At 43.5% G+C, this 21,468-nt stretch carries 17 protein-coding genes; 3 read left to right on the top strand and 14 right to left on the bottom strand.

Annotation, left to right across the window (positions count from 1 at the left end; translation table 11 throughout):
• Positions 1-105: 105 nt before the first annotated feature.
• The 4 genes from ACEYW6_RS02625 to ACEYW6_RS02610 form a co-directional block, all read right to left on the bottom strand.
• Positions 106-417: a HigA family addiction module antitoxin gene (locus tag ACEYW6_RS02625; RefSeq protein ID WP_412978506.1), complete on the bottom strand. Its 312-nt coding sequence runs from the start codon at positions 415-417 to the stop codon at positions 106-108.
• A 51-nt stretch (positions 418-468) separates the two neighbouring features.
• Positions 469-4,455, bottom strand: a complete 3,987-nt coding sequence (locus ACEYW6_RS02620) for a magnesium chelatase subunit H (RefSeq protein WP_412978505.1) — start codon at positions 4,453-4,455, stop codon at positions 469-471.
• Positions 4,456-4,730: 275 nt separating this feature from the next.
• Positions 4,731-6,035: an ABC transporter substrate-binding protein gene (locus tag ACEYW6_RS02615; protein ID WP_412978504.1), complete on the bottom strand. Its 1,305-nt coding sequence runs from the start codon at positions 6,033-6,035 to the stop codon at positions 4,731-4,733.
• Positions 6,036-6,045: 10 nt separating this feature from the next.
• Positions 6,046-6,885: a hypothetical protein gene (locus ACEYW6_RS02610; protein WP_412978503.1), complete on the bottom strand. Its 840-nt coding sequence runs from the start codon at positions 6,883-6,885 to the stop codon at positions 6,046-6,048.
• 147 nt (positions 6,886-7,032) lie between these two features.
• Between ACEYW6_RS02610 and ACEYW6_RS02605 the strand changes: the two genes are divergently transcribed.
• The gene (locus ACEYW6_RS02605) at positions 7,033-8,304 is read left to right on the top strand and encodes a lipid-A-disaccharide synthase (protein WP_412978502.1); all 1,272 of its coding nucleotides are present in this window, start codon (positions 7,033-7,035) and stop codon (positions 8,302-8,304) included.
• A gap of 6 nt (positions 8,305-8,310) precedes the next feature.
• On the opposite strand, the gene ACEYW6_RS02600 is transcribed toward ACEYW6_RS02605, so the two are convergent.
• Positions 8,311-8,904, bottom strand: a complete 594-nt coding sequence (locus ACEYW6_RS02600) for a hypothetical protein (protein ID WP_412978501.1) — start codon at positions 8,902-8,904, stop codon at positions 8,311-8,313.
• Between the two features lie 153 nt (positions 8,905-9,057).
• Positions 9,058-9,444, bottom strand: a complete 387-nt coding sequence (locus ACEYW6_RS02595; protein ID WP_323199637.1) for a hypothetical protein — start codon at positions 9,442-9,444, stop codon at positions 9,058-9,060.
• Between the two features lie 619 nt (positions 9,445-10,063).
• On the opposite strand from ACEYW6_RS02595, the gene ACEYW6_RS02590 reads away from it, so the two are divergent.
• Positions 10,064-10,969 carry a cation diffusion facilitator family transporter gene (locus ACEYW6_RS02590; RefSeq protein ID WP_412978500.1) on the top strand — a complete coding sequence of 302 codons (906 nt, stop codon included), beginning with the start codon at positions 10,064-10,066 and terminating at the stop codon, positions 10,967-10,969.
• A gap of 79 nt (positions 10,970-11,048) precedes the next feature.
• Here ACEYW6_RS02590 and ACEYW6_RS02585 read toward each other — a convergent pair whose 3' ends face one another.
• The 7 genes from ACEYW6_RS02585 to ACEYW6_RS02555 form a co-directional block, all read right to left on the bottom strand.
• Entirely contained in the window at positions 11,049-11,453 is a 405-nt protein-coding gene (locus tag ACEYW6_RS02585; protein ID WP_196511646.1) for a response regulator, read from the bottom strand.
• Between the two features lie 1,005 nt (positions 11,454-12,458).
• Complete coding sequence (gene guaA, locus ACEYW6_RS02580) at positions 12,459-14,081, bottom strand: glutamine-hydrolyzing GMP synthase (RefSeq protein ID WP_230966355.1); 1,623 nt, start codon at positions 14,079-14,081, stop codon at positions 12,459-12,461.
• A 228-nt stretch (positions 14,082-14,309) separates the two neighbouring features.
• Entirely contained in the window at positions 14,310-15,422 is a 1,113-nt protein-coding gene (gene cbiD, locus ACEYW6_RS02575; protein WP_412978499.1) for a cobalt-precorrin-5B (C(1))-methyltransferase CbiD, read from the bottom strand.
• A gap of 27 nt (positions 15,423-15,449) precedes the next feature.
• On the bottom strand, positions 15,450-15,695 hold the full coding sequence (locus ACEYW6_RS02570) for a hypothetical protein (RefSeq protein ID WP_190891662.1): 246 nt from the start codon (positions 15,693-15,695) through the stop codon (positions 15,450-15,452).
• Positions 15,676-15,954, bottom strand: a complete 279-nt coding sequence (locus tag ACEYW6_RS02565) for a BrnT family toxin (protein ID WP_412978498.1) — start codon at positions 15,952-15,954, stop codon at positions 15,676-15,678. The genes ACEYW6_RS02570 and ACEYW6_RS02565 overlap by 20 nt, the downstream gene beginning before the upstream one ends.
• 48 nt (positions 15,955-16,002) lie before the next feature.
• A complete protein-coding gene (locus tag ACEYW6_RS02560) occupies positions 16,003-16,275 on the bottom strand; it encodes a hypothetical protein (protein ID WP_334808409.1) in 273 nt (90 codons plus the stop codon).
• Between the two features lie 516 nt (positions 16,276-16,791).
• Positions 16,792-18,852 (bottom strand): SUMF1/EgtB/PvdO family nonheme iron enzyme, encoded by a 2,061-nt coding sequence (locus ACEYW6_RS02555; RefSeq protein ID WP_412978497.1) that lies wholly within the window; start codon positions 18,850-18,852, stop codon positions 16,792-16,794.
• A 496-nt stretch (positions 18,853-19,348) separates the two neighbouring features.
• On the opposite strand from ACEYW6_RS02555, the gene ACEYW6_RS02550 reads away from it, so the two are divergent.
• The gene (locus ACEYW6_RS02550) at positions 19,349-20,575 is read left to right on the top strand and encodes an RNA-guided endonuclease InsQ/TnpB family protein (protein WP_412978496.1); all 1,227 of its coding nucleotides are present in this window, start codon (positions 19,349-19,351) and stop codon (positions 20,573-20,575) included.
• 11 nt (positions 20,576-20,586) lie between these two features.
• Here the strand turns inward: ACEYW6_RS02550 and ACEYW6_RS02545 are convergent, their stop codons facing one another.
• Positions 20,587-21,444 carry an FAD-binding domain-containing protein gene (locus ACEYW6_RS02545; RefSeq protein WP_412978652.1) on the bottom strand — a complete coding sequence of 286 codons (858 nt, stop codon included), beginning with the start codon at positions 21,442-21,444 and terminating at the stop codon, positions 20,587-20,589.
• Between the last annotated feature and the right edge of the window lie 24 nt (positions 21,445-21,468).

The following is a 21,468-nucleotide window of genomic DNA, read 5'->3' as shown; positions in this document are numbered from 1 at the left end:
GTAAAACATCTTCTACTGACAAAGTAACAAGCGATTTCAACACTTCAACTTCTTGTCATTGCTGATAAATCTCCACTTGCCAAAAATAATTATTCACAATTTCTTCTAAACCAATGTCATGACTTGCTCGTATTCTTCTTTATGGCTTTGCAAAGCATCCCAAAGATCAACTTTTTGCTGAAGATTAAGCCAAAGTCTTGGCCCATTTCCTAAAGCTTTACCAAGACGTATTGCTATATCTACTGTAATTGCTCTTTGACCATTAATAATTTCTTCAATTGTTTGATTATATACGCCTAAAATTTCTGCAAAATTTGCGGTATTAATATCTAAATCATCTAAAATATCTGCAATTACTTCGCCAGGATGTATTGGTCTTACTAATCTATCATCAGTAATATCTTGCCAATTATCCATAATTCACCTTATCTCATTGTTAAGGCAGGCATAAAGCCTGCCCATGTAATTCTAGTCTATCCCTTCAATCCGGTCTTCAACTTCTTGGTACAACTCGCGCAGACGATCTAAATTATCCTCGCTAGTCTCCCAATAACCGCGTCCATTCACTTCCAACAAAGTTGATACAATCTTGCGGAAAGAATGGGGATTAAGGTTCAACAACCGTTTCTGCATTTCTTCATCTTTGATGAAGGTTTCGTTAGTATCCTCGTAAATCCAGTTATCCACAGCGCCGGCTGTCGCACTCCAACCTGTTGTATTCACCAATCGCTTGGAGAGTTCGCGCACACCTTCGTAACCGTGAGACAGCATCCCCTCGTACCATTTGGGATTTAATAATTTGGTACGCGCATCCAAACGCACGGTTTCTGATAATGTCCGCACTTGGGCGTTAGCTGTGGTTGTATCTGCAATATAAGATGCTGGTTTTTTACCATCACCCCGCAGACTTGCCACCAGCTTAGTGGGATCTGAATCAAAGTAATGAGAAACGTCCGTTAAGCTAATCTCGGAAGAATCCAAATTTTGGAAAGTTGCATCAGCAGTTTTCAATGTACTTTCAAAAATCTGCCGGGATTCATCCATAATTCCGGGGTTATCGGAATTGAAGGAAAAGGATTTCCGGTTGAGATACATTTCTTGCAACTCGGCTTCGCTATCCCAAGTGCTGTTTTCTACCGCCAAGTTGATATTTGACGAATAGGAACCAGAAGCGTTGGAGAAAACGCGCGTTGCTGCTTGACGCAGATTAATCCCCATTTCTTCAGCTTGTTGCAAAGCGTGTTTGCGAACAAAGTTCATTTCTAAGGGTTCATCTGCCTCGGCTGCCATCTTCACGCCTTGGTCTAGCAGGTTCATTTGATTGATGAACAAGTCGCGGAATACACCAGAACAGTTGATTACCACATCAATTCTGGGTCTTCCCAACTCTTCTAGAGATATCAATTCCAACTTGTTCACCCGTCCCAAGGCATCTGGAACTGGACGCACGCCAACCATCCACATAATTTGCGCTAGGGATTCGCCGTAAGTTTTGATGTTATCGGTTCCCCAGAGGACGCAGGCGATGGTTTCTGGCCATTTTCCTTCATTTTCTGCCTTGTTACGGATCAAAAGCCTGTCTACAACGATTTTGGCTGATTGGACTGCTGCTGTTGTTGGGATGGATTGGGGGTCAAGTGCATGGATATTCTTACCCGTGGGCAATACATCCGGGTTGCGGATGGGATCGCCACCAGGGCCGGGTAGGACGTACTCGCCTTCTAAGCCTTTGAGTAATGCTCCGAGTTCGTTGTCTGCACAAACTTGTTGCAGGCAGAATTCCAAATACTCAAATAGGGGTTTTAGGGCTGTGGTGTCAACTTTGGGATAGCCGAGTTTATGTAATGCTTCCACCCAAGGTTCTTTTTTGCCCATGTTGAAGAAATTCAACCGGGAAACTAGAGAAACTCGTCCTTCCGCGTCGATTTGCTCTTGCACAAGGGCGGTAACTGCTGCACGGGTTGCCAAGGTGATATCTTGCAATAACTGGACATCTTCTAAAATGCCTCTGTCGTTATTTTGGTAAATATCGTCAATTTTACGCCCAATGCTGTTGGCGATAATTCCGGGCAAGCCTTGAAGTTCTTCTTCTTGACGATCTAGACTAGCAATGTTGACTAGAGTTGCGATCGCTTCTTCTGCACTTGGCGGTTTACCAATGACGTGCAAACCACAAGGCAACAACCGCGACTCGATTTCCATCAACTTGCGATAGACGTTGCCAACAATATTATCCCGCTCATCGGTACTCATATCTCTGGCATCGGTTTCTGGCAGGTCAATATCCTTATCCAGATTCACGATCCGGCATTTATCCATGATGCTGTTAACAATGGAAACACCGCGTCCACTATCTTTCAAGGTTTGGTAGGAAGCAATTAATTCGCTGAGTTCCTTCAAACCTTTATACAAACCAGCATTTTCTGCCGGCGGTGTCAAGTAAGAAATTGTTTCGGCATAACTCCGGCGTTTGGCAATTGTCGCTTCACTTGGATTATTCGCTGCGTAGTAATACAAATTGGGAATTGAGCCAATCAAGTTATCTGGATAACAATCACCAGACATCCCCATCTGTTTACCCGGCATGAATTCCAAGGAACCGTGTGTACCAAAGTGCAGTACAGCATCAGCTTTCCAAACTTGCTCTAGGTAAGTGTAGTAGGCAGCAAAACCGTGGTGAGGACTAGCTGAACGGGAGAACAACAGCCGCATCGGGTCGCCTTCGTAACCGAATGTAGGTTGGACGCCGATGAAAACGTTACCGAATTGCTTACCATAAATTAGCAGATTTTGCCCGTCACTGTTGAGATGTCCGGGAGGTGGGCCCCAGTTTTCCTCTAAACGTTGAGAGTAAGGGGTTAGCGCCTCATACTCAGGAACCGACATTTTGTAAGCAACGTTCAGTTCCGGGCTGTTGTACTGCGCTTGAGCGTCATGGATGACTTCTTGCATCAACGCTTCGGCGGATTCTGGCAATTCTGGTAAGTCGTAGCCGTTATTTTTGAGGGCTTTCATCACCTCGTAGATGGAACCGAATACATCCAAGTACGCTGCGGTTCCCACGTTGCCTTTATCTGGCGGGAAGCTGAAAACAGTGATGGCGACTTTTTTATCAAGCTTCGGCTTGCGGCGGAGATTAGCCCATTTTAAGGCGCGTTCGGCTACAGCTTCAACCCGATCGCGCAGTGCGATCGCTTTCCCTGTAGTCCCATCTCTACCCGATAAGATAATCGGTTCAATTGCTCCATCCAATTCAGGAATTGCAATTTGCAAAGCTACTTGAATTGGATGTAACCCTAAATCGCTATCCATCCACTCTTCTGTGGTTTGGAAGACTAAGGGTAACGCCACCATATAAGGACGGTTTAAGCGTTTGAGTGACTCAATTGCCTTGGGATGATCTTGTCTGGCTGGCCCACCCACTAAAGCAAAACCAGTCAGCGATATCACTGCATCTACTAACTGGATGTTAGTAGTTGGTTCGTAGAAGTAGGCATCCACAGGCTTGGAGAAATCCAAACCACCAGCAAACACAGGTAGTACGCGTGCGCCTAGTGCTTCCAACTCTTGCACCATCGCTACATAATGGGCATCATCCCCTGTAACTAGGTGAGTGCGTTGCAATACCAACCCAACACAAGGAGCTAGGGGATCTTTGAGATCACTAGAAATATCCTTACGAGCTGTGTACCAATTAAGGTACTCTCTGACATCTTCAAACATACTGGGAGCCAAAGGATGCCAAATCCCTAAATCGGGATAAACCACCGGCTGTTCATATGTAGAAGGTGCAAAATTTTGTTTCTCTAAACCTTTAAATACATATTTATCAGCTAGCATCAGCAAGAAGTTTTCCAGATTTTCTGGTGAACCACCTAGCCAATACTGAAAACTGAGCATGAAATTTCGCGCGTCTTGTGCTTTATCCATTGGTAGGAACTTCAGCACTTGCGGCAGCGTTCGCAAAAGCTTCAGCATCCCATCTTGGAATCCAGCACCGGATTTTTCTTTGCGTTTCCGCATGAATTGGGCGATTACACTCTTTGACTGACCCAACTGTGCCAAGGAAAAGCTGCCCATTTTATTCAGGCGCATTACTTCTGGCATGGAGGGAAAGACAACGGAAACGTCCAGATGATCGCGGTGTGGTTCTACTGCTGCTACTACTTTCTGTGCTAAGTCTTCGATGAAAATGAGGGAAGCGATGAAGATATTCGCATTCTCAATTTCTCGTTTGAACTCTTCGTAGTTCTCTGGGTCGCGGAGTTCCTCAATCAAGTACCCGCTGATTTCAATCGCCAAGTTGGGATTGCTCGCGTTAATCGTGCGAACCGCTTGCGACAATGCACTCTGGTACTGGGACTCAAGCACGACATAGACCACCTTGATTAAACTACGTCCGCGTAAGTTATCAGGCGCAATGTGTCTAATGGTGGACTTGACGTGTGTGAACATGCTTCTTCGGCTCCTTTGATGCGTGTTCTCTCTGGAAGTTCCTAGCGGCATCATCAGCCACAGGTAACTTGTGATCTTTTAGGCAATATCTGTTTTTTATCAGAAAACGCTTGCCCAGTAGGCATTTTATCGCCTATATGACACAAATCGATATAAAAAACGAAATATTTCTTTGTAATTGTTGACTGTGTTTAAAAGTATTCGCTCACCTATTTGTAAATTTTTCTTTACATAGCAGAGGGCGATCGCTCGGTGTAAACACAAAACCACTGGAATTACAATTGGGACGCACTCCAACGATCGCAATTTTGGCATGGTGGCGATCGCTCCCTTGAAATTGAATGACTCCCGTTGCGCCTGTAACTGAAAATTGAGCCATTGCAAGTGTTTTCTGAATGCCGATGCGGGTGGAATTTGGTGTCAAGGCTTTGCTTAATACCAATACTGCGTCGTAGCTGGTGGCAGTTCGCCAGGTAATATTCAGTAGGATCGATTTTCCAGAGGGTTTGAGCTTGGTGGACAAACCCAGAGTTAATATCGTTTATGGGATGCCATGCGATCGCAAATACCAAGCGTTGGATTTCCTTTAGCGACAAACCTTTATCTGATTTGAGTAAGTCAGAGTTGTAGAGACTATCACCCGCAACAATCCAAGATTGGTTGACATTCGACTGAATTACTTGTGAGGCATTGGGAATCGCATTATACAATCCTACTCCTGCATCTGGGATGAGAACAATCGCCGTTGCACCTTGGGCTTTTGCTTGATTTAATGAGGCTTTAGCATCAAAGCGATCGCTGGCAAGATTGAAAGCTGGTTGGTGGTCAATAACATCACCCGGAAACGATTTTGCTGCTTGGCGAAATGCGTTTGATAGAGATTCGGCATACTCACTACCCTGACTGTAAAAAATAGCAACTTGGCTCTGTTGTAGTTGAGAGAACAAATAGGTTGCCATATTTTGGGCGGTAATGCGATCGCTGGAGAAAGTACGGAAGAAAAAAGGACTTGTGAGATTATCTGAGGTGCTGGTTGCAGAAATTAAAACTACCCGTGCTTGGGTATAAATTGGTAGAGCCTGTTTGGTAGCTTCGCTGCTGTAATGACCCAAAACAGCCAGTAAATCTGGATATTTCACCAACTTTTGGGCAACTTTGCGGGCATTATTTCCAGCTTTGCTATCGTCACGATTATTATCATCAGCGATAATCATCCGTAAGGGTTGACCGTTTTTCAGTGCCTGAGTCTGAGCTTGAGCAGCACCCCTGAGTATTTCTAGACCTATGGTAGTACGACGTTCTAGGGGAACCGCAACTGCGATCGTCCGAATCTGCGCTGCTGGAAATTGAATTTGAATTTTGGCATTGTTGAGGTAAATTAAAGTTTCTGGATCTGAATCCTGATTGAAAGCAATTTCAAATAGACGTACAGCTTCCGAATAATTTCTGATCCGATACTGTTCAATAGCTAATTGCTTTGTTTGTGGAGGATGACCATTTCCCCAAAAGCTTTCGGGAATTAGGCTTTCTTCACCACAACTGAGATGATCGTCTTCGATATAATCGCAAATCTGAGGCAATGTTATCTTTTCATAAACCCATTTGGCACTGCTGGGCATCAAAGGTGAGTTGATGATGCTGCAAAAGCTCAATTGCACCTTCCATCAAACCACCGAGTGGGAAAATAACTGCACCATTCCCACTCAGGGTATTTAATCCTTCTGGTTGTTCTCGACTGGTCAAAATCACACAACTCGAATGATTTGTTTGCACTACCGATCGCAGAAAACCAGCGTAGGATTCGTATTCTAAACGATATTGCCCCGCGCGTAGGCGTAGCCCCTCGCAGACATCACCACCCAAAATCCGATCCCAACCATCAAAAATTAGCAGGGTTTTTGGTGGTAAAGACGGAAGTGAATCTATTGTTGGTGGAGTCAGATGAAATCCAAACCACAGAGTTTGCTGAAAACTCGATTCACAAGCTGCGGCAAGTTTTGCTGCTACAACCGTTTTACCGATACCCCCCATCCCTGTAATTGCAATCAGGCGCGTTCCTTGCTCAATTGCCTGAGTGAGTGTCGCCAGTTCGTAACGTCGTCCAAAGAACAAAGGAATATTTGGGATTTGGGTTTTACCAGATAGAGATGAATTGAGGTGACGTTCAAGCAAGTCTTGCCAATTCAAACTCAAAACTTGACAAAAGGCTTTGAATACAGAAGCATCAATGGCATTACCTTTGAGGAAGCGTTTCCATGTCGGTAAAGATATACCCGCAGCAAATACATCTGCATTTTCCCAGTCAGGTCCAGGTTCGAGAATTTGACTTGCTTCCTCTAACCAGCGTGGATTATCAATTGTCCAACCTTTTTCCTGACGAGCTTGTTTGACAATTTGCAGTCCATTCAACGAGAGTTTGAGGCTAGGCATTTAGACCACAGATAAGCAATTCAAAATTCAAAATCCAGGATTGAACTGTATCCTGACTGCCGACTCTAGGTTATCAAATCTCATCAACAAGCTACAGTATATACCTATAACATAGGAACGAATTAGGTAATATTTGCCTGTTAACTAATGACTCAAGTAGATATTCTCATCCTTTCAAATGGCCCAGGTGAAGTAACAACTTGGGTGCGTCCAGTAGTGAAGGCATTGCGGCAAAAACTAGGAAATGACCGTTCTGTAGTCAGGATTTCTGTGGTATTATCACCTTGCTCAAATGCTAGTGGTAAAGAGGCTGCGATCGCTCTTTCTTACCCAGAAGTAGATAGAGTACAGGGAGCAGAGCATTTTTGGCCATTTTTACTTTGGGGTAAAACATTTGATAATTGGGATTGGAGAAGTCGCGGTGTAGTTGTTTTCCTCGGTGGCGATCAAATTTTCCCTGTAGTCATAGGCAAAAAGCTGGGATATCGCACAGTAGTTTACGCTGAATGGTCAGCCCGTTGGCATAACTGGATTGACCGCTTTGGCGTGATGAAACCTGAAGTTGCTGCCGATCTCCCCCAAAAATATGCTCACAAATTCACCGTTGTCGGTGATTTGATGGTAGAAGCAGGGGAAAGCCTAGATTCAAATTCCCCTCTGCCTATTAATCCATCACTCAAAACTGAATTAATTGGTTTACTCCCTGGGTCAAAAGCGGCAAAATTAGCCCAAGGAGTACCATTAAGTCTAGGCATTGCCGAATACGTTCATACAAAAAGACCCCAAACCAAGTTTGTGATTCCTGTAGCCCCAACATTGGATTTACAAACTTTAGCTAGTTTTGCCGATCCCCAAAAGAACCCTATTGCTGAAACCTTTGGCTTTGGTGGTGCTTCCTTAATTGTGCCAAAGGATGATAACAGCAAGGCATTGCTCAAAACAACAACGGGCTTAACTGTGGAACTGTGGCAAGAAAACCCTGCATATGATTTATTGTCCCGGTGCTGCATGTGCTTAACTACAGTGGGGGCAAACACTGCCGAACTTGGTGCTTTGGGAGTGCCAATGATTGTTTTGCTGCCAACACAGCAACTTGATGCCATGCGTGCTTGGGATGGTTTACCTGGGTTGTTGGCAAATCTGCCAGGGGTAGGTACATCCTTTGCCAACGTGATTAATTGGTTATTCCTGAGATTTGTGAGACACAAAGGTTTATTAGCATGGCCAAATATCTGGGCACGGGAAGAGATAGTGCCAGAACTTATGGGTAAACTTCAACCGCAAGAAGTTGGGGAAATGGTTTTAGACTTATTAGCCCATCCAGAAAAATTGGCTGATATCCGCGCTAAACTCCGTAAGATTCGCGGTGAAAGTGGTGCAGCCCAGAAGATAGCACAGATTGTTGGTGAGGAAATTTAGTAACAATTAAAGATCAACAGATTCTAAATCATCTGGCAAAGTTGAGTCATTAAGGGCATTGCGGAAGTATTTTCCTGCCAATCCAGTCGCTGAAAAAATTGGTGTACCAGCCTGGAGGTCAAAAATATAAGCCGTGTACTTTGTTGAACGACGAGGATTTGAACTTTGAAAGCTGCCAGAGGTGGAACCGCTAATGTCAAAGTTTCCTTTGACTACTACTAACATCAATGGTGGTTCTTTACCCATAAACTCAAACTCACCAAAACCAGTAGAAGGAATTTCAGCAGCTTTGATTGAACGGGCAAAGATTGCTTCCGGTGTGCCGCTGAGTATCTTAAATCGGCAAGAGTTCGCAAGAGTATAGTTTACAGCAGCTTGCCTAATCTCCTTTTCCGAAGCTGATGTCAGCGGACGTTTTTGAAATATAGTTAACCGATTAGTTTCTTCAGGAAAGATTTTTTGGAATATTTCGGGCGGAAGGGTGCTAAGTTGATTCTGAATTGAGCAACGATCTGACAAAGCATTTGACAAAGCAGATACAGATAGTACTGTACAAATACTTGCTGACACTAATGCCAAGCTCACTAAAAGTTTTTTCATAATTGTTATTTTTAATAAATTTCTATGCTCCATAATTCTAATCAAAAAATCTAATCTTTCGGATTAGGGACGTATTATTGCGCCTACATAGTGTTGCTTAATGGAGAGTGGATAAAGAAGTCATAAATTTCTCCCCCATCCCCCTGATCTTCATTAATCCGAAGATTCTCCATCCCTGCGTCCAAGTTCATAAATGCCAGCACCCATACAAGCTAATATACCTGTACTAATTCCCCAGCTCTCACCTAAACTAATTTCCAGACCCCAGTTACATAAAGCACCAACTACTAAAAAAGGCGCGATGCTAAACAATGAGGCATAAAAAGCATTTTGGGATTCTCTGGCTTTACGAGTCTTTTCAAATTCTGTCTGGCTGGTGTAAAGCGATCGCTCGGCAAAGTTAAACCAGCGATTGAGTTGCTCGATTACCCATTCATTGACTGGGGAAAAACCTAGATACAGCGCCAATGACCACAAACTCGCTCCTGCGATCGCGATCGTGTTTAACTCAAAGCGGAAAGGCAAAATTTCAGTCAGCATTGCTTATCGGAGTCCTGCAAAGGGTTGACTTTAGCTTTTAGTAGATGCTAAATAAACCTCTTGTGCAATTTTAAGCATAAAGGTCAACAAGATTTCAACTACTTGGCAACTCTCCTGCTCCTTAAAAGTCCAATACGAATTCAGTAATCAAAAACCTAATCCCCCAGCCCCCTTCCCTAGCAGGGAAGGGAGAGCCAAACTCCCCTCTTTGCATCGGAGAGGGGTTGCGGGAGAGGTTCTTCCAGGATTACTGAATTGGTGTTCTAGTAAATAGAACTCATTAAGCTCGTTAGTTATCCGTAGTAAGTAGAGACCATTGATAGTCGTCATAATATGTTTGAATACAAATCAGTATGGACTGACTGAATGTATGAATAACAAATTAAAATATTCCTATAATTAATGCTAAATATCCGCTTTGATCTGGAAAGTCATTACTAATGCTTATCTAGCTTATAGCGGTTATTAGTTAAAAATAATCTCAACAAGTTGCTATAAAAATAGAGGTTATAGAGAGACTTAATTATTACTGTGTAAGACTTTGATACAGTTTATTTGTGTTTATTTGTATTTTGAGTTCTACATTAGAAGTCATAGAACTTGATGTGATAAATTATCCATGACTTACGATAACCGCGCCGAAGTGCGAAAGGTTTTAATTATTACCCTACTGCTCAATCTGTTTGTAATGGGATTGAAAGCACTTGTGGGCTACTGGACAGGTTCTTTAAGTTTGCTAGCTGATGCACTCCATAGTGTGACAGATAGTGCTAACAACGTTTTAGGATTAATTGCAAGTAAATTTTCTTCTCCACAACCCGATCGCGAGCATCCCTATGGACACAGCAAGTTTGAAGCTGTGGGAGCGTTAGGAATAGCCTCGTTTTTAGGAATAGCTTGTTTTGAAATTCTGCAAGGAGCAATCGAGCGAATTCTCAAAGGTGGTGGTGAACCTGTGAGAATATCGCCACCTGAGTTGTGGTTATTACTAATCGTGCTGGGTGTGAATATTTTTGTGGCGTTTTACGAACGCAGTGTGGGTAGGCGTGTAGGTAGCTCAATTCTCATAGCTGATGCTACACATACCATGAGCGATATTTGGGTGACAATCTCTGTAATTGGCGGATTGATAGGAGTTTGGCTAGGTTATCAATGGATGGATTTGGTGTTAGCTTTTCCTGTCGCCTTGTTGGTATTTTGGAGTGGCTGGTCAGTTTTAAAAGAGAATTTGCCTTGGCTTGTGGATCAAATGGCGATCGCACCAGAAGCAATTCATGCGATCGCTACTTCTGTTCCAGGTGTAATTAACTGTCATGATATTGCTTCTCGCGGTGTTCTTGGTCGGCAAGTGTTCATTGAAATGCATTTAATAGTAGATGCACCAGACGTAGAAAACGCCCATCACATCACCGAAGAAGTAGAAAGTCGATTAGAAGAACGGTTCCGTCCAGTGAGGATTTTAATTCACGTCGAGCCACCATCATATAAGTCTGAGCAAATTAGCTTTGAAACTGAAGCAAAGTAGTCTCAGTAATTTAAAATCACACCCAGTTTAAATGTAAATAAGCGCATTTTAATGACCGACAAATAACTGCATCTTTGTGTTAACTCTTATAAGAAGCAATCAAATTTGCCACAATTGCAACTAGTTCTCCTGGATCAACTGGTTTAGCCACATGAGTCTGAAAACCTGCTTCCAAAGCACGGCTACGATACTCGCTATCACCATAGGCAGTTAAGGCGATCGCAGGAAGTTTTTCCCAAATATCAGGCTTCAGCGCCCTGATCTTGCGGATGAGGGTGTAGCCATCTTCACCAGGCATAGCAATATCACAAATCAAGACATCTGGTTGCAACTCAGGTAGTACTTTCAATGCTACCGCTGCCGATGCAACTGCCATGACGGTGGCTCCATCAGCTTCCAAGACGGTAGTAATGTAAAAGCGGCTATCGTCATCATCATCAACTACGAGGATATTTAAGCCAGCAAGGGGGAGAGGAGGTTCCATAATATCTCCATTAATGTTTATCAAATCAAAGTTATTTCTAATGAGCTGCTGGTTTTTTATCAATGACCACACCATTGGTAATTTTACTGCGATCGCGTCTACTTTTCTAGACAATAATTCAATTTTTCCACCCACCATCCAATTAATTGTTAACTGTTAGCTGGCATTTATAATTATTGACTGGATAAAATTATGTTATATTTAAATTACTTTACATTTAGAAAATTCACTTTAACAAACAATTAGAATTGCAAAATTATTTTGCTAGTTGCTGCCTGCTTTATTATTAAATAAATTGCAGTTTGATGGATTTTTACTTTCCATTTTGTTCAAAATTGAAAGTATTAAATTTACTGAAAATTTTGCAAATATGAGATTTTGCTTCTCAGCTAAAAAACATCTAAATTACATAATCAAATTAAATCAAACTCTTGTAAAGGTGAGCAGTGTTCGACTGAGCATCTTTGCATTGAGCTTGCCGAAGTGTCAGTCCGAAGTCTAACCCGCCCTAACTATTTCCAGTAGATTTCAAGAAAGTTGAAGTACATAAGCTAAGTGTCAAAGCCAGCTATATAGCGGTTCTCACTCAGATGCGGTACAACATTATATCGCCAGGTGTAGGGGCACGGCAGTGCCCATAGGTGTCAACTTAAGCAAAAAACCTTTTCAAATCTCGTTTCCAGCAAGGGAGGCGGCAGAGCCGCCAGGACGGCATTCCCAGTCGGAGACTGGGAACGAGACAAGAGTCAATCTCTAAAAGCTTGTTAGAGACTGGCTTTTACGTTAAGTTGACACCAATAGGCAGTGCCGTGCCCCTACGGGTGTACTGTAAGTTAAATGTGTAACAACTTACTAAACCGAGAGTCAAAAAAATAGACAATGCCAAAGCTCAAAATGAGTCAGGTCGGCATTGCCCTTTTGAAATATGTGAATTTAAACTACTACAAATAATCTAAATTATTGGAAAGAGTGATGAGCTTTGAATTAAGTCAACTCAAAACTTGATTACTCCCATTCAATGGTTCCAGGCGGCTTAGAGGTAATGTCATAAACCACCCGATTCACCCCTTTAACCTCATTCACAATCCGAGTGGAAATCACTTCCAGGACATCGTAAGGCACTCTCGCCCAATCAGCAGTCATGCCATCTTCACTGGTCACAATCCGCAAAACAATGGGGTAAGCGTAGGTACGTTGATCACCCATAACGCCAACACTACGAATTGGCAGCAATACAGCAAATGCTTGCCAGAAATCATGATACATGCCGCGTTGGTTAATTTCTTGTCGCACAATCAAATCGGCATCGCGCAAAATGTTTAACCGCTCAGATGTGACTTCCCCCAGAATGCGAATTGCCAAACCAGGCCCAGGAAAAGGTTGCCGTTGGACAATTTCTTCTGGTAAACCAATGGAACGACCAACTTTGCGGACTTCATCTTTAAATAGTTTCCGCAGTGGTTCTACCAATTTAAATCTGAGGTCTTTGGGCAAACCGCCAACATTATGATGACTCTTAATTTTCACCGCTACCCGCTCACCAGTTTGGGGATCAACGTTGGTATCAGCAGATTCGATGACATCTGGATAAAGAGTTCCTTGAGCTAGATAATCAAAGTGACCGAGGCGTTTGGATGTTTCTTCAAATACAGCAATAAATTCGTGTCCGATGCGACGGCGTTTTTCTTCAGGATCTGTGATATCAGCAACTTTAGCTAAAAAGCGATCGCGAGCATTCACATACTCTACAGGAATATGAAACTGCTCTTGGAAAAGCTTTACTAATCTCTCTGGCTCATACTTTCGCATAAAGCCTTGATCGATAAACACGCAAGTCAGTTGCTCACCAATGGCTTTATACAGCAAGAAGGCCAGGGTAGAAGAATCCACCCCACCAGATAGCGCTAACAGCACCCGCTTCTCACCAACTCTGGCACGAATTTCCCGAATTGCCTCTTCGACAAAAGCCGCTGTTGTCCAAGTAGGTTCGCAATCGCAAATGTGGTAAACAAAATTACGGATTAATGCTATTCCACCAATAGAATGCACCACCTCTGGATGGAACTGAACGCCGTAAAGTTTCTTTTCGTGGTCGGCAATGGCAGCACAGGGAGTATTTTCTGTATGTGCCAGCAATTCAAACCCTGATGGCATTTGGATAACTGAGTCTCCGTGACTCATCCACATCGTAGTACCATCTTCGACGTTAGTGAGCAAATCTGTGGGATCATCAATATATAATGATGCTTTGCCATACTCACCTCGGTCAGCCTTTGCTACTTCCCCACCGAGTTGGTTCACCATCAGCTGCATCCCATAGCAAACACCCAAGACGGGTATTCCCAAATTCCAGATTTCTGGGTCACAATGGGGAGCGTTATCACCATAAACCGAACTCGGCCCACCGGAGAGAATGATTCCCTTAGGATTGAGTTGGCGCAAATGTTCAGAAGTAGTGCGATACGACAAAACTTCAGAGTATACTTGAGTCTCGCGGATGCGACGGGCAATCAACTCAGAATATTGAGAGCCGAAGTCCAGAATTACAATCAATTGGCGATCAAGCCGCCCAAAATTTTCCAATGTTTGGGGCGCTTGTTCTGTTGGTAGAGTCACCGCTGTATTCATGACGGGTGTGTTATGTCTGTTAAGGATAGATAGATGCTTTGTGGTCTATGGTGATGCTATTATTCAGCCTGGGTAGGCTGATAATGTTATAAAAGCCCTAGACAAACGCGAGGTTATGTGCGTTTGTCTAGTCCCTGAGCTGGAGATGGTATTAAAACGATAAACTTACCCTAGAGTGGTTACTTAAAAGATTATTTATTTGGATTGTTTACGATTATTCATAATAAATTAACATAATTTTCCCATCAACAGACCAGCAGTTTTACTCTTCACGATAATTTTGCGATCGCGATCGAAGAGAATTGAGCCACAGACTGTAACCTTTGTGCCCCTTTCGCTATGGCTTTGGATGTATTCTTGGGAACGAACATCGATAGTTTCTGCGATCGCACTGTAAACTTGATTTACCCAATCACTACCAGTTGAAGCATCTAGCGATTTTAAGTGGGTTAGTGCTGCTTCAGCGGTAGCACTATTAAACACAGCTTGGATATCTGGTAATTTTAAACCTGCGATCGCACAATGCGCTGACAAAATTTCTCGGCGTCCATCAGCCAAGTAGTGATGGGTGTGAAAAATCCCTCCGGCTAGTTTCATCAGCTTACCGTGATAGCCAAATAATAAGATTTCTTTCACGCCCAGCACATCAGCTTCTACTAACATTGGGCCAAGCCAGTTAGCAGTTTTAACCAATTGTTTAGGATTAATCCCTAGTTTCCGCGCCAAATCTAGGCCATTTTCCCCGATACAGAATACTAAACTTTCAAAACGACTGGCTTTATCTTGTAATTCCGCCCGAAAAACTGCAAGCTGATCTGGTGTACTTAAGGGTTGAGAAATGCCGGTTGTGCCTAAAAGGGAAAGTCCTTCAACCACACCAAAAGCAGAATTTGAAGTTCTAACAGCTAGCGATCGCCCTTCAGGTAGAATAATCGTCACCGTGATTTTTTCCCCCGGCGCTAGCATTCGTTGCAAGTTTTCTTTTAAAAGCCTTTGAGCATAGGCATAAATAGCCGGCTTGTCATCAGCATTCATCTGTCTGCCAATTCCTTCCCCGCCTTTAATAATTATTGCTTCCCCCTCTTCTCTCCACTCCACTAACGCCCAAATCGGTGTATTTTTAGTCAAATCGAGATTATCACCAGGATCGCTGCGGGTGATTGCTAAAGCCATATTTTCAGATAATCCCGCTACCTGTTCAATTGGGATTTCTGCGATTTGAGCGGGTTCAATCAAATCGACAGATGCTAAAGTTAGGGTTTTGCGATCGCGTAACCAGTGTAAAGCTGCAACAGCAGCAGCACAGGCAAAGACGGGGAGTGTGTATCCAGAACGGGACATTTTGTAAATTTAAAAGTCAAAATAATGTTAGGCTGTGTCGCCGTCTGTGACTTGTGGCATTGACTCAATTAGTGCCCTTAGCACCTTATTGACCGATTCTGGTGTTTTAAAAACTTGAGCTACATCTTCATCTAGAACCACAACTTTTAGCAGTTGCTTTCTTCTACTTTGAGCAGCAAAGCGGTTGGGCTTCGCCTTTTTATAATCAAAGTGGTACTCAGCTAGAAGCTCGTCATCAGAATTGTGTGACTCCTCAAAAGGCGTTTTGTTCATAATCTTCACGCTCCCTTCGAGTGGCTAAACGGGCACTGATAATGCGAATGGCATTAGAACGTTCGGTGAAAGAAATTAATAACAAGCGATTGTTTTGGGAGTGCCCAATAATAATTTCTCGCTTCTCAAGCACTGAGTGAACTTCATCATCAAAAATAACTGCCAGTGCATTATCAAAGACGGTCTTAGCTTCTTCAAAGCTGACACTATGCTTTGTTAGATTAGCTGTTGCTTTTGACTCATCCCACTCAAACTCCATGTCTAAATCATATCTGAGGTTCCAAATCCGCGTTGACGATTCCGGCGATCATACGGCTTTTTTCGTGCGTCCGCCGAATCGACGAACATGGCGAGAACCAATGCGGACAATCCAGATTTGAGCCTCTGGGTAACGGGCTTCGAGGCGATCGCAGGCAGCAATTTCACTCGCATCGACTTCAAAAGCTCCCGTTTCGATATCGATCGCTACAATCTTACCATGATTATCTGCTTCAACCTGTGAGCGCACCTGAGATTCATAAATCTCATCGCCACGTCGAGCGAATTCTTCTTTGCTGTAGCGGGGTTGGTGAACTGTCATAGAAATAGCCTCGTGTTCACGCCTCTAATTTTTTTATTTTAAGACTCCAATTTAGACCTTATCTTTAATGAGATAGGTCGGATAACTGTTCGACCTGCGCCTACCAAGCTATCCGACCTGGTTTTATTTTTGGACAAAGTTATCTCTGTCGCCGGAACAGGTCTGGACTCTTCTGGGTACGCCCGAACAATTCCCATTGTCCAGTTCTGACTGTAGAAGAGTGCTGGAAAAACCGAACACACCACCCGAAAACCGATATTGTTGTTGCGGTAGGCGGGAGAGTTATAGTTGCGGTTGGCAGCGCGACAGTTCGCCGGATTATTGTTCCAGGAACCGCCCCGTTTACCGATGCCTGTCCCAATAAACTATTGTAGGAGTTAGTTCCCCTTGGGAGGAATCGCGCAATATTTATTGATGGCGAATGGAAGAAATTTGAAAAAAATTTTTGAACGCGCTTCGCAGGGAAGAAGGGTAAAGAAAAAAGAGTAGAGGGCAAAAGAGCAAGAGAGTAAAGGGCTAAAAGAGTCCTGGAAAAACCGAACACACAACCCGAAAACCGATATTGCCGTCGTTGCGGGAGGCCGGAGAGTTATGGTAGCGGTAGGCAGCGCGACAGACCCCCGGAAAAGAGTCCCAGGAACCGCCCCGACATATCCGTTTTTCACTATTTCCATTCACTATCCAAGCTGTGCCATCAGTGGGCGCACTTACATAGTTTTCGTGCAAGTAATCAGCACACCACTCGTAAACATTGCCGTGCATATCGTACAAACCGAAACTATTGGGCAAGTAGTTACCCACGAAAGTCGTTTCTCCACCAAACATAGTGAGTAAAGCCATGCCAAGATTAGCTTTACACCGAGCTAGTTTTGGTGTGAGAGTCTCCCCAAAATAGAATTCAGTCATTGTTCCGGCTCGGCAGGCATATTCCCATTCGGCTTCGCTAGGCAAGCGGTATGAATGCCCTGTCAAAACAGACAAGCGCTGACAAAATTCCACAGCCTCATCCCAAGAGACTTGTTCCACCGGACGGTTATCACCCTTGAAATTTGAAGGTTCAGTATTGAGTGCGATATTTACTTGGGGCAGAGCCGCAACCGACCGCCATTGTGCTTGAGTAACAGGATATTTTCCCATCAAAAAAGCTGGCACCGTAACAGCATGTTGAGGCTTTTCGTGATAGGTTGCCTTCCCTTCTGGTGAACCCATCTGGAAGATTCCTGATGGAATCTTAACCATCTCTAGCAACACCCCACTACCCAAATCCTCAGAGAAAAACTCTGCTGCCTTCCTAGTGCGGCTTTTTTCTTCTCCTTGTTTGTCAACAGTAATGACATCAAATTCAAAACGCTGCAATTTATTACCTGCGCTGTTTTGAGGGCTGGAGGCTTGACTAGTTCCTGCTTGTCCTTGAGCTTTACGCTTTGCTTCTGCTTGCTGACGTTGCTGTTCAAGTTCTATTTGTCGTTGCCGCTCCTCTTCTTCTTGCTGCTTGAGTTTTTGCTGATACCTTGCCTCTGCTGGTTCACGAATCGATCGCTCAATTTGGGCACAATCTTCATTCTTAAGTCCCAATTGCTGCTGAAAGTTTTTCAACCCCTCTACAACAGGCTGACTGAGTGGATATTCTACTTCAACGGCTCTGGAAAATTCCTGTCTATAACGCTGTAATTTAGCTTCGTACTCATCTTGCTGCCGACGCTGCTCTAGCGACTGTAGTTGATCGACTTCAAGCTGGTTTCTTTTAGCTTGATAATCTAACTCAGCTTGGTCAAGAATTGGCTTTGAAATTCGAGCGACATCTTCAGGCTTTAGCCCCAAATCTCTCTGACGATTTTCCAGATCCTTCTCAATCTCTTCGCTGAAAGGATAATAACCCTTCTCAATTAACTTGTTGAGTGTTTGCTTATATTTATTCAGGTTTTCCAGAACTCTGCTGTAAGGCTCATACGCACGAGTTTCGATTTCCTTTGCCTCTTCTGGCGTTAAACCCAGCGATTCTCGAAGTTCGTCTAACGTGTCTCGTTCCACAATAGAGATCACGCCGTCAGAAAGAGCCTCTTCAACCTTTTGCAGATACTGTGTTTCAATTACCTTTTTCTGCTCTGCTTGCTGCTTACGGTAGTCCAGCATTTGCTTGGCTGCTGTTCGGATGCCTTGTGTCACAGTCACAAAGGCTTCATCCCGGTTTTCCCAGCTTGTTACAGCTTTGGCATCTTTAGGAAAGGCTTGTAGCTTGGCAAAAGGTGCGTCAAACCAGTCAAAAGGTCGTAGAATCACTGGAACGACATACGCCTGTTTTGACTCATGCCGCTGTAACGCCATTGGAATTTCAACGTCACGGCAGTATTTGGAGGCTATAAAGTCTGGGCTAATCAGTAATAAGATAATATCAGCAGACTCAAGCTCAGTCTTAATCTTGTCATCCCACTCCGTTCCGGCAGTAAGTTGGCGATCGTACCAGCTAGAGATAATACCTTGCCATTGCAGGTTACTCAAATGAGTTGCAAGACTATCTCGCAAGTGTTCGTCTTTGTGGGAGTAGGAAATAAAAACTCTAACTGCGTCCTCTGCCATGTGACCCCAAGAAGTTGTTGAGAAGAATAAAGTACCTATATTTATTCTCCAACGGCGTAACTGCCTAATTCGGCATGATATTTAGAATAATAATGCTCTCAGTGCGTGCGATCGCATTGTTATGCCGTATTTTCAGCCTACGCTAACAATCAGAGTCTTTAGAAGCAATTAAATCGTGTATTTTAGCGTACTCCCAGATAAGCAGATCGTCTGTGTTGATTAACCTTCTGCATTCAGATAGCCTAAAAAATAGGAATGGGCGGGAGTGAAGAATGGTCAACTTGTTGCGTTGCGATCGCAAAAGCAGAGTTTGATATTTTTATAAGGAAAATGCCGAAAACCCTTGAGGAACAGGCGCGTAGCGCCGTATTCCGTACTTCAGGCAAGGGATGAAGGCTGGTTGAGTCCTTCATGACTCCGTGAAGCTTTGTTTTGCCTTGATTGTTAGATTATGCCGAGTGTAGTAGCATAAATATGTGGTTGGTTGGTCGAACCGATGATAATTTACGAGTTCAAAGTCAAAGGAAAAGACAGGCAATATCGTGCAATAGATGACGCTATTCGTACTAGTCAGTTCATCCAGAATAAGTCTTTGAGATATTGGATGGACAACAAAAATGTCACTAAGTACGAGCTTAATAAATATTGCGCTGTACTTGCTGCTGAATTTCCCTTTGCTGATGAACTTAATTCAATGGCTAGACAGTCTGCTGCCGAACGTGCATGGTCGGCGATATCACGGTTTTACGATAACTGTAAAAAGAAAATCAAGGGCAAAAAGGGGTTCCCAAAGTTTAAAAAATATTGTCGCTCAGTCGAGTACAAGACAAGTGGTTATAAACTTTCGGTTAATCGTAAAGCGATTACTTTCTCTGACAAGAAAGGCATTGGAACCTTGAAGCTAAAGGGAACTTACGACCTTAATTACTACGACATCAAGCAAATTAAGCGTGTACGGTTAGTACGTCGTGCTGACGGTTACTATGCTCAATTTGCAATTGATGTTCAAATTAAAGTTGAGACGCAGCCGACTCTTCAAGTAGTTGGTATTGACTTAGGTTTGAAGTATTTTATTGCCGATAGTAAAGGTAATGTAGAAACTGCACCTAAGTTTTACCGCAAATCCGAGAAAGCTTTAAACCGCGCTAATCGCAAAAAGTCCAAAAAGTTCAGCACCATAAAGAAAAAAGCCAAGATTCGACAATCCAACAATTACCACAAAGCTAGAAATAGATATGCCCGTAAGCATTTAAAAGTAAGTAGGCAACGAAAAGAGTATTGCAAGAAATTAGCATACTCCGTCATCCAATCTAACGATTTGGTAGCCTATGAAGATTTGAATGTGAAAGGGATGGTGAGAAATCGACATCTAGCTAAATCAATTAGTGATGCTGGCTGGTACACTTTTCGCAATTGGTTGGAATATTTTGGGCATAAATATGGGAAAGTAACTGTTGCCGTACCTCCCCGTAATACAAGCCAAAACTGTTCTAATTGTGGAGAGAAAGTGAAAAAATCTCTGTCTACGAGAACCCATATTTGCCCTCATTGTGGCTATGTGGCGGATAGAGATTTAAACGCTAGCGTCAACATTTTGAGATTAGGACTGAGTACCGTAGGGCATACGGGAATTTACGCTACAGGAGATTTGCCCTCTTGGGCGATTGGCGCAAGCCTGTTGTCTAACGGCGAGTCGATGAATGTAGAATCCCCGTCGCTTTAGCGCGGGGAGTGTCAACACTTTTTACCTTTCTTTCCACGCTGCCAACTTTGGCTGTTGGCTTGTTTGCTAAATTCCCCTTTGGGAAAAAGTCGCTGTTCTAATTCTTCATAGCTGCCTTCAAAATCACAATGACCGTAAAGCGGACATTTTTGGCAATAAACGCCTTTGGTGTAGCGTTCTAAGTTCTCACGATTGAAAAAATACGGTTTCTGACTAAAGGTGCTGGCAACCCACTGCCACGACATATTATTGCTAGCAGGATCTCCATCTAAAAGGTGTTCGAGAAACCACTTGGCTCCTGCTTGCCAACGAATACGCCGCCAATGGACAATATAAGCCGCTAGCCACATTCGTGCGTGATTATGTAGATAGCCAGTTTCTCTCAAATCACGGCTAAAGCTGTCGATGCAAACTCTGTCTGTGGTTCCTTGTTTGATATCTTGCAGCAATTCGGGTGCATATTCAGCCACGGTGTAACCAGTTTTGTACTCTTCCTGGTCTTTCCAGATTCCATCCCCTAACTTGATATATAACCGTTGCCAGTAGTCGCGCCAGCCTAGCTCGTTAATTAGTTTAGTAGCATCGTCTTGCTGCTGTACCCGTTCAAGGACATAATCTCGAATTTCTCGCAAACTCAAAACGCCATAGCGGATGTAAGGCGAAAGTCGCGTGACCGCACCTGCGAAAAAATTACGTGTTTGCGCGTAGCGTACTGGGTCGATTTTTTGCAGCGCTTTTTGTGCCGCTTTGCGTCCTCCCAGAGTTTGGCTGATGTGGTCATCGCGTTCTGCTGCATCTGGGAATTGTTCACGGAGGTAGGCTACCAACTCATCGCGGTTGGTAAATTCGCGTTGCATATCTTTAGACATCGTAAGCAAATATGAATGGGTGCG

The sequence above is a fragment of the Nostoc sp. UIC 10607 genome, from assembly GCF_047228265.1.
GTDB lineage: Bacteria > Cyanobacteriota > Cyanobacteriia > Cyanobacteriales > Nostocaceae > Nostoc > Nostoc foliaceum_A.
This window is presented reverse-complemented; position numbering and strand designations above follow the sequence as displayed.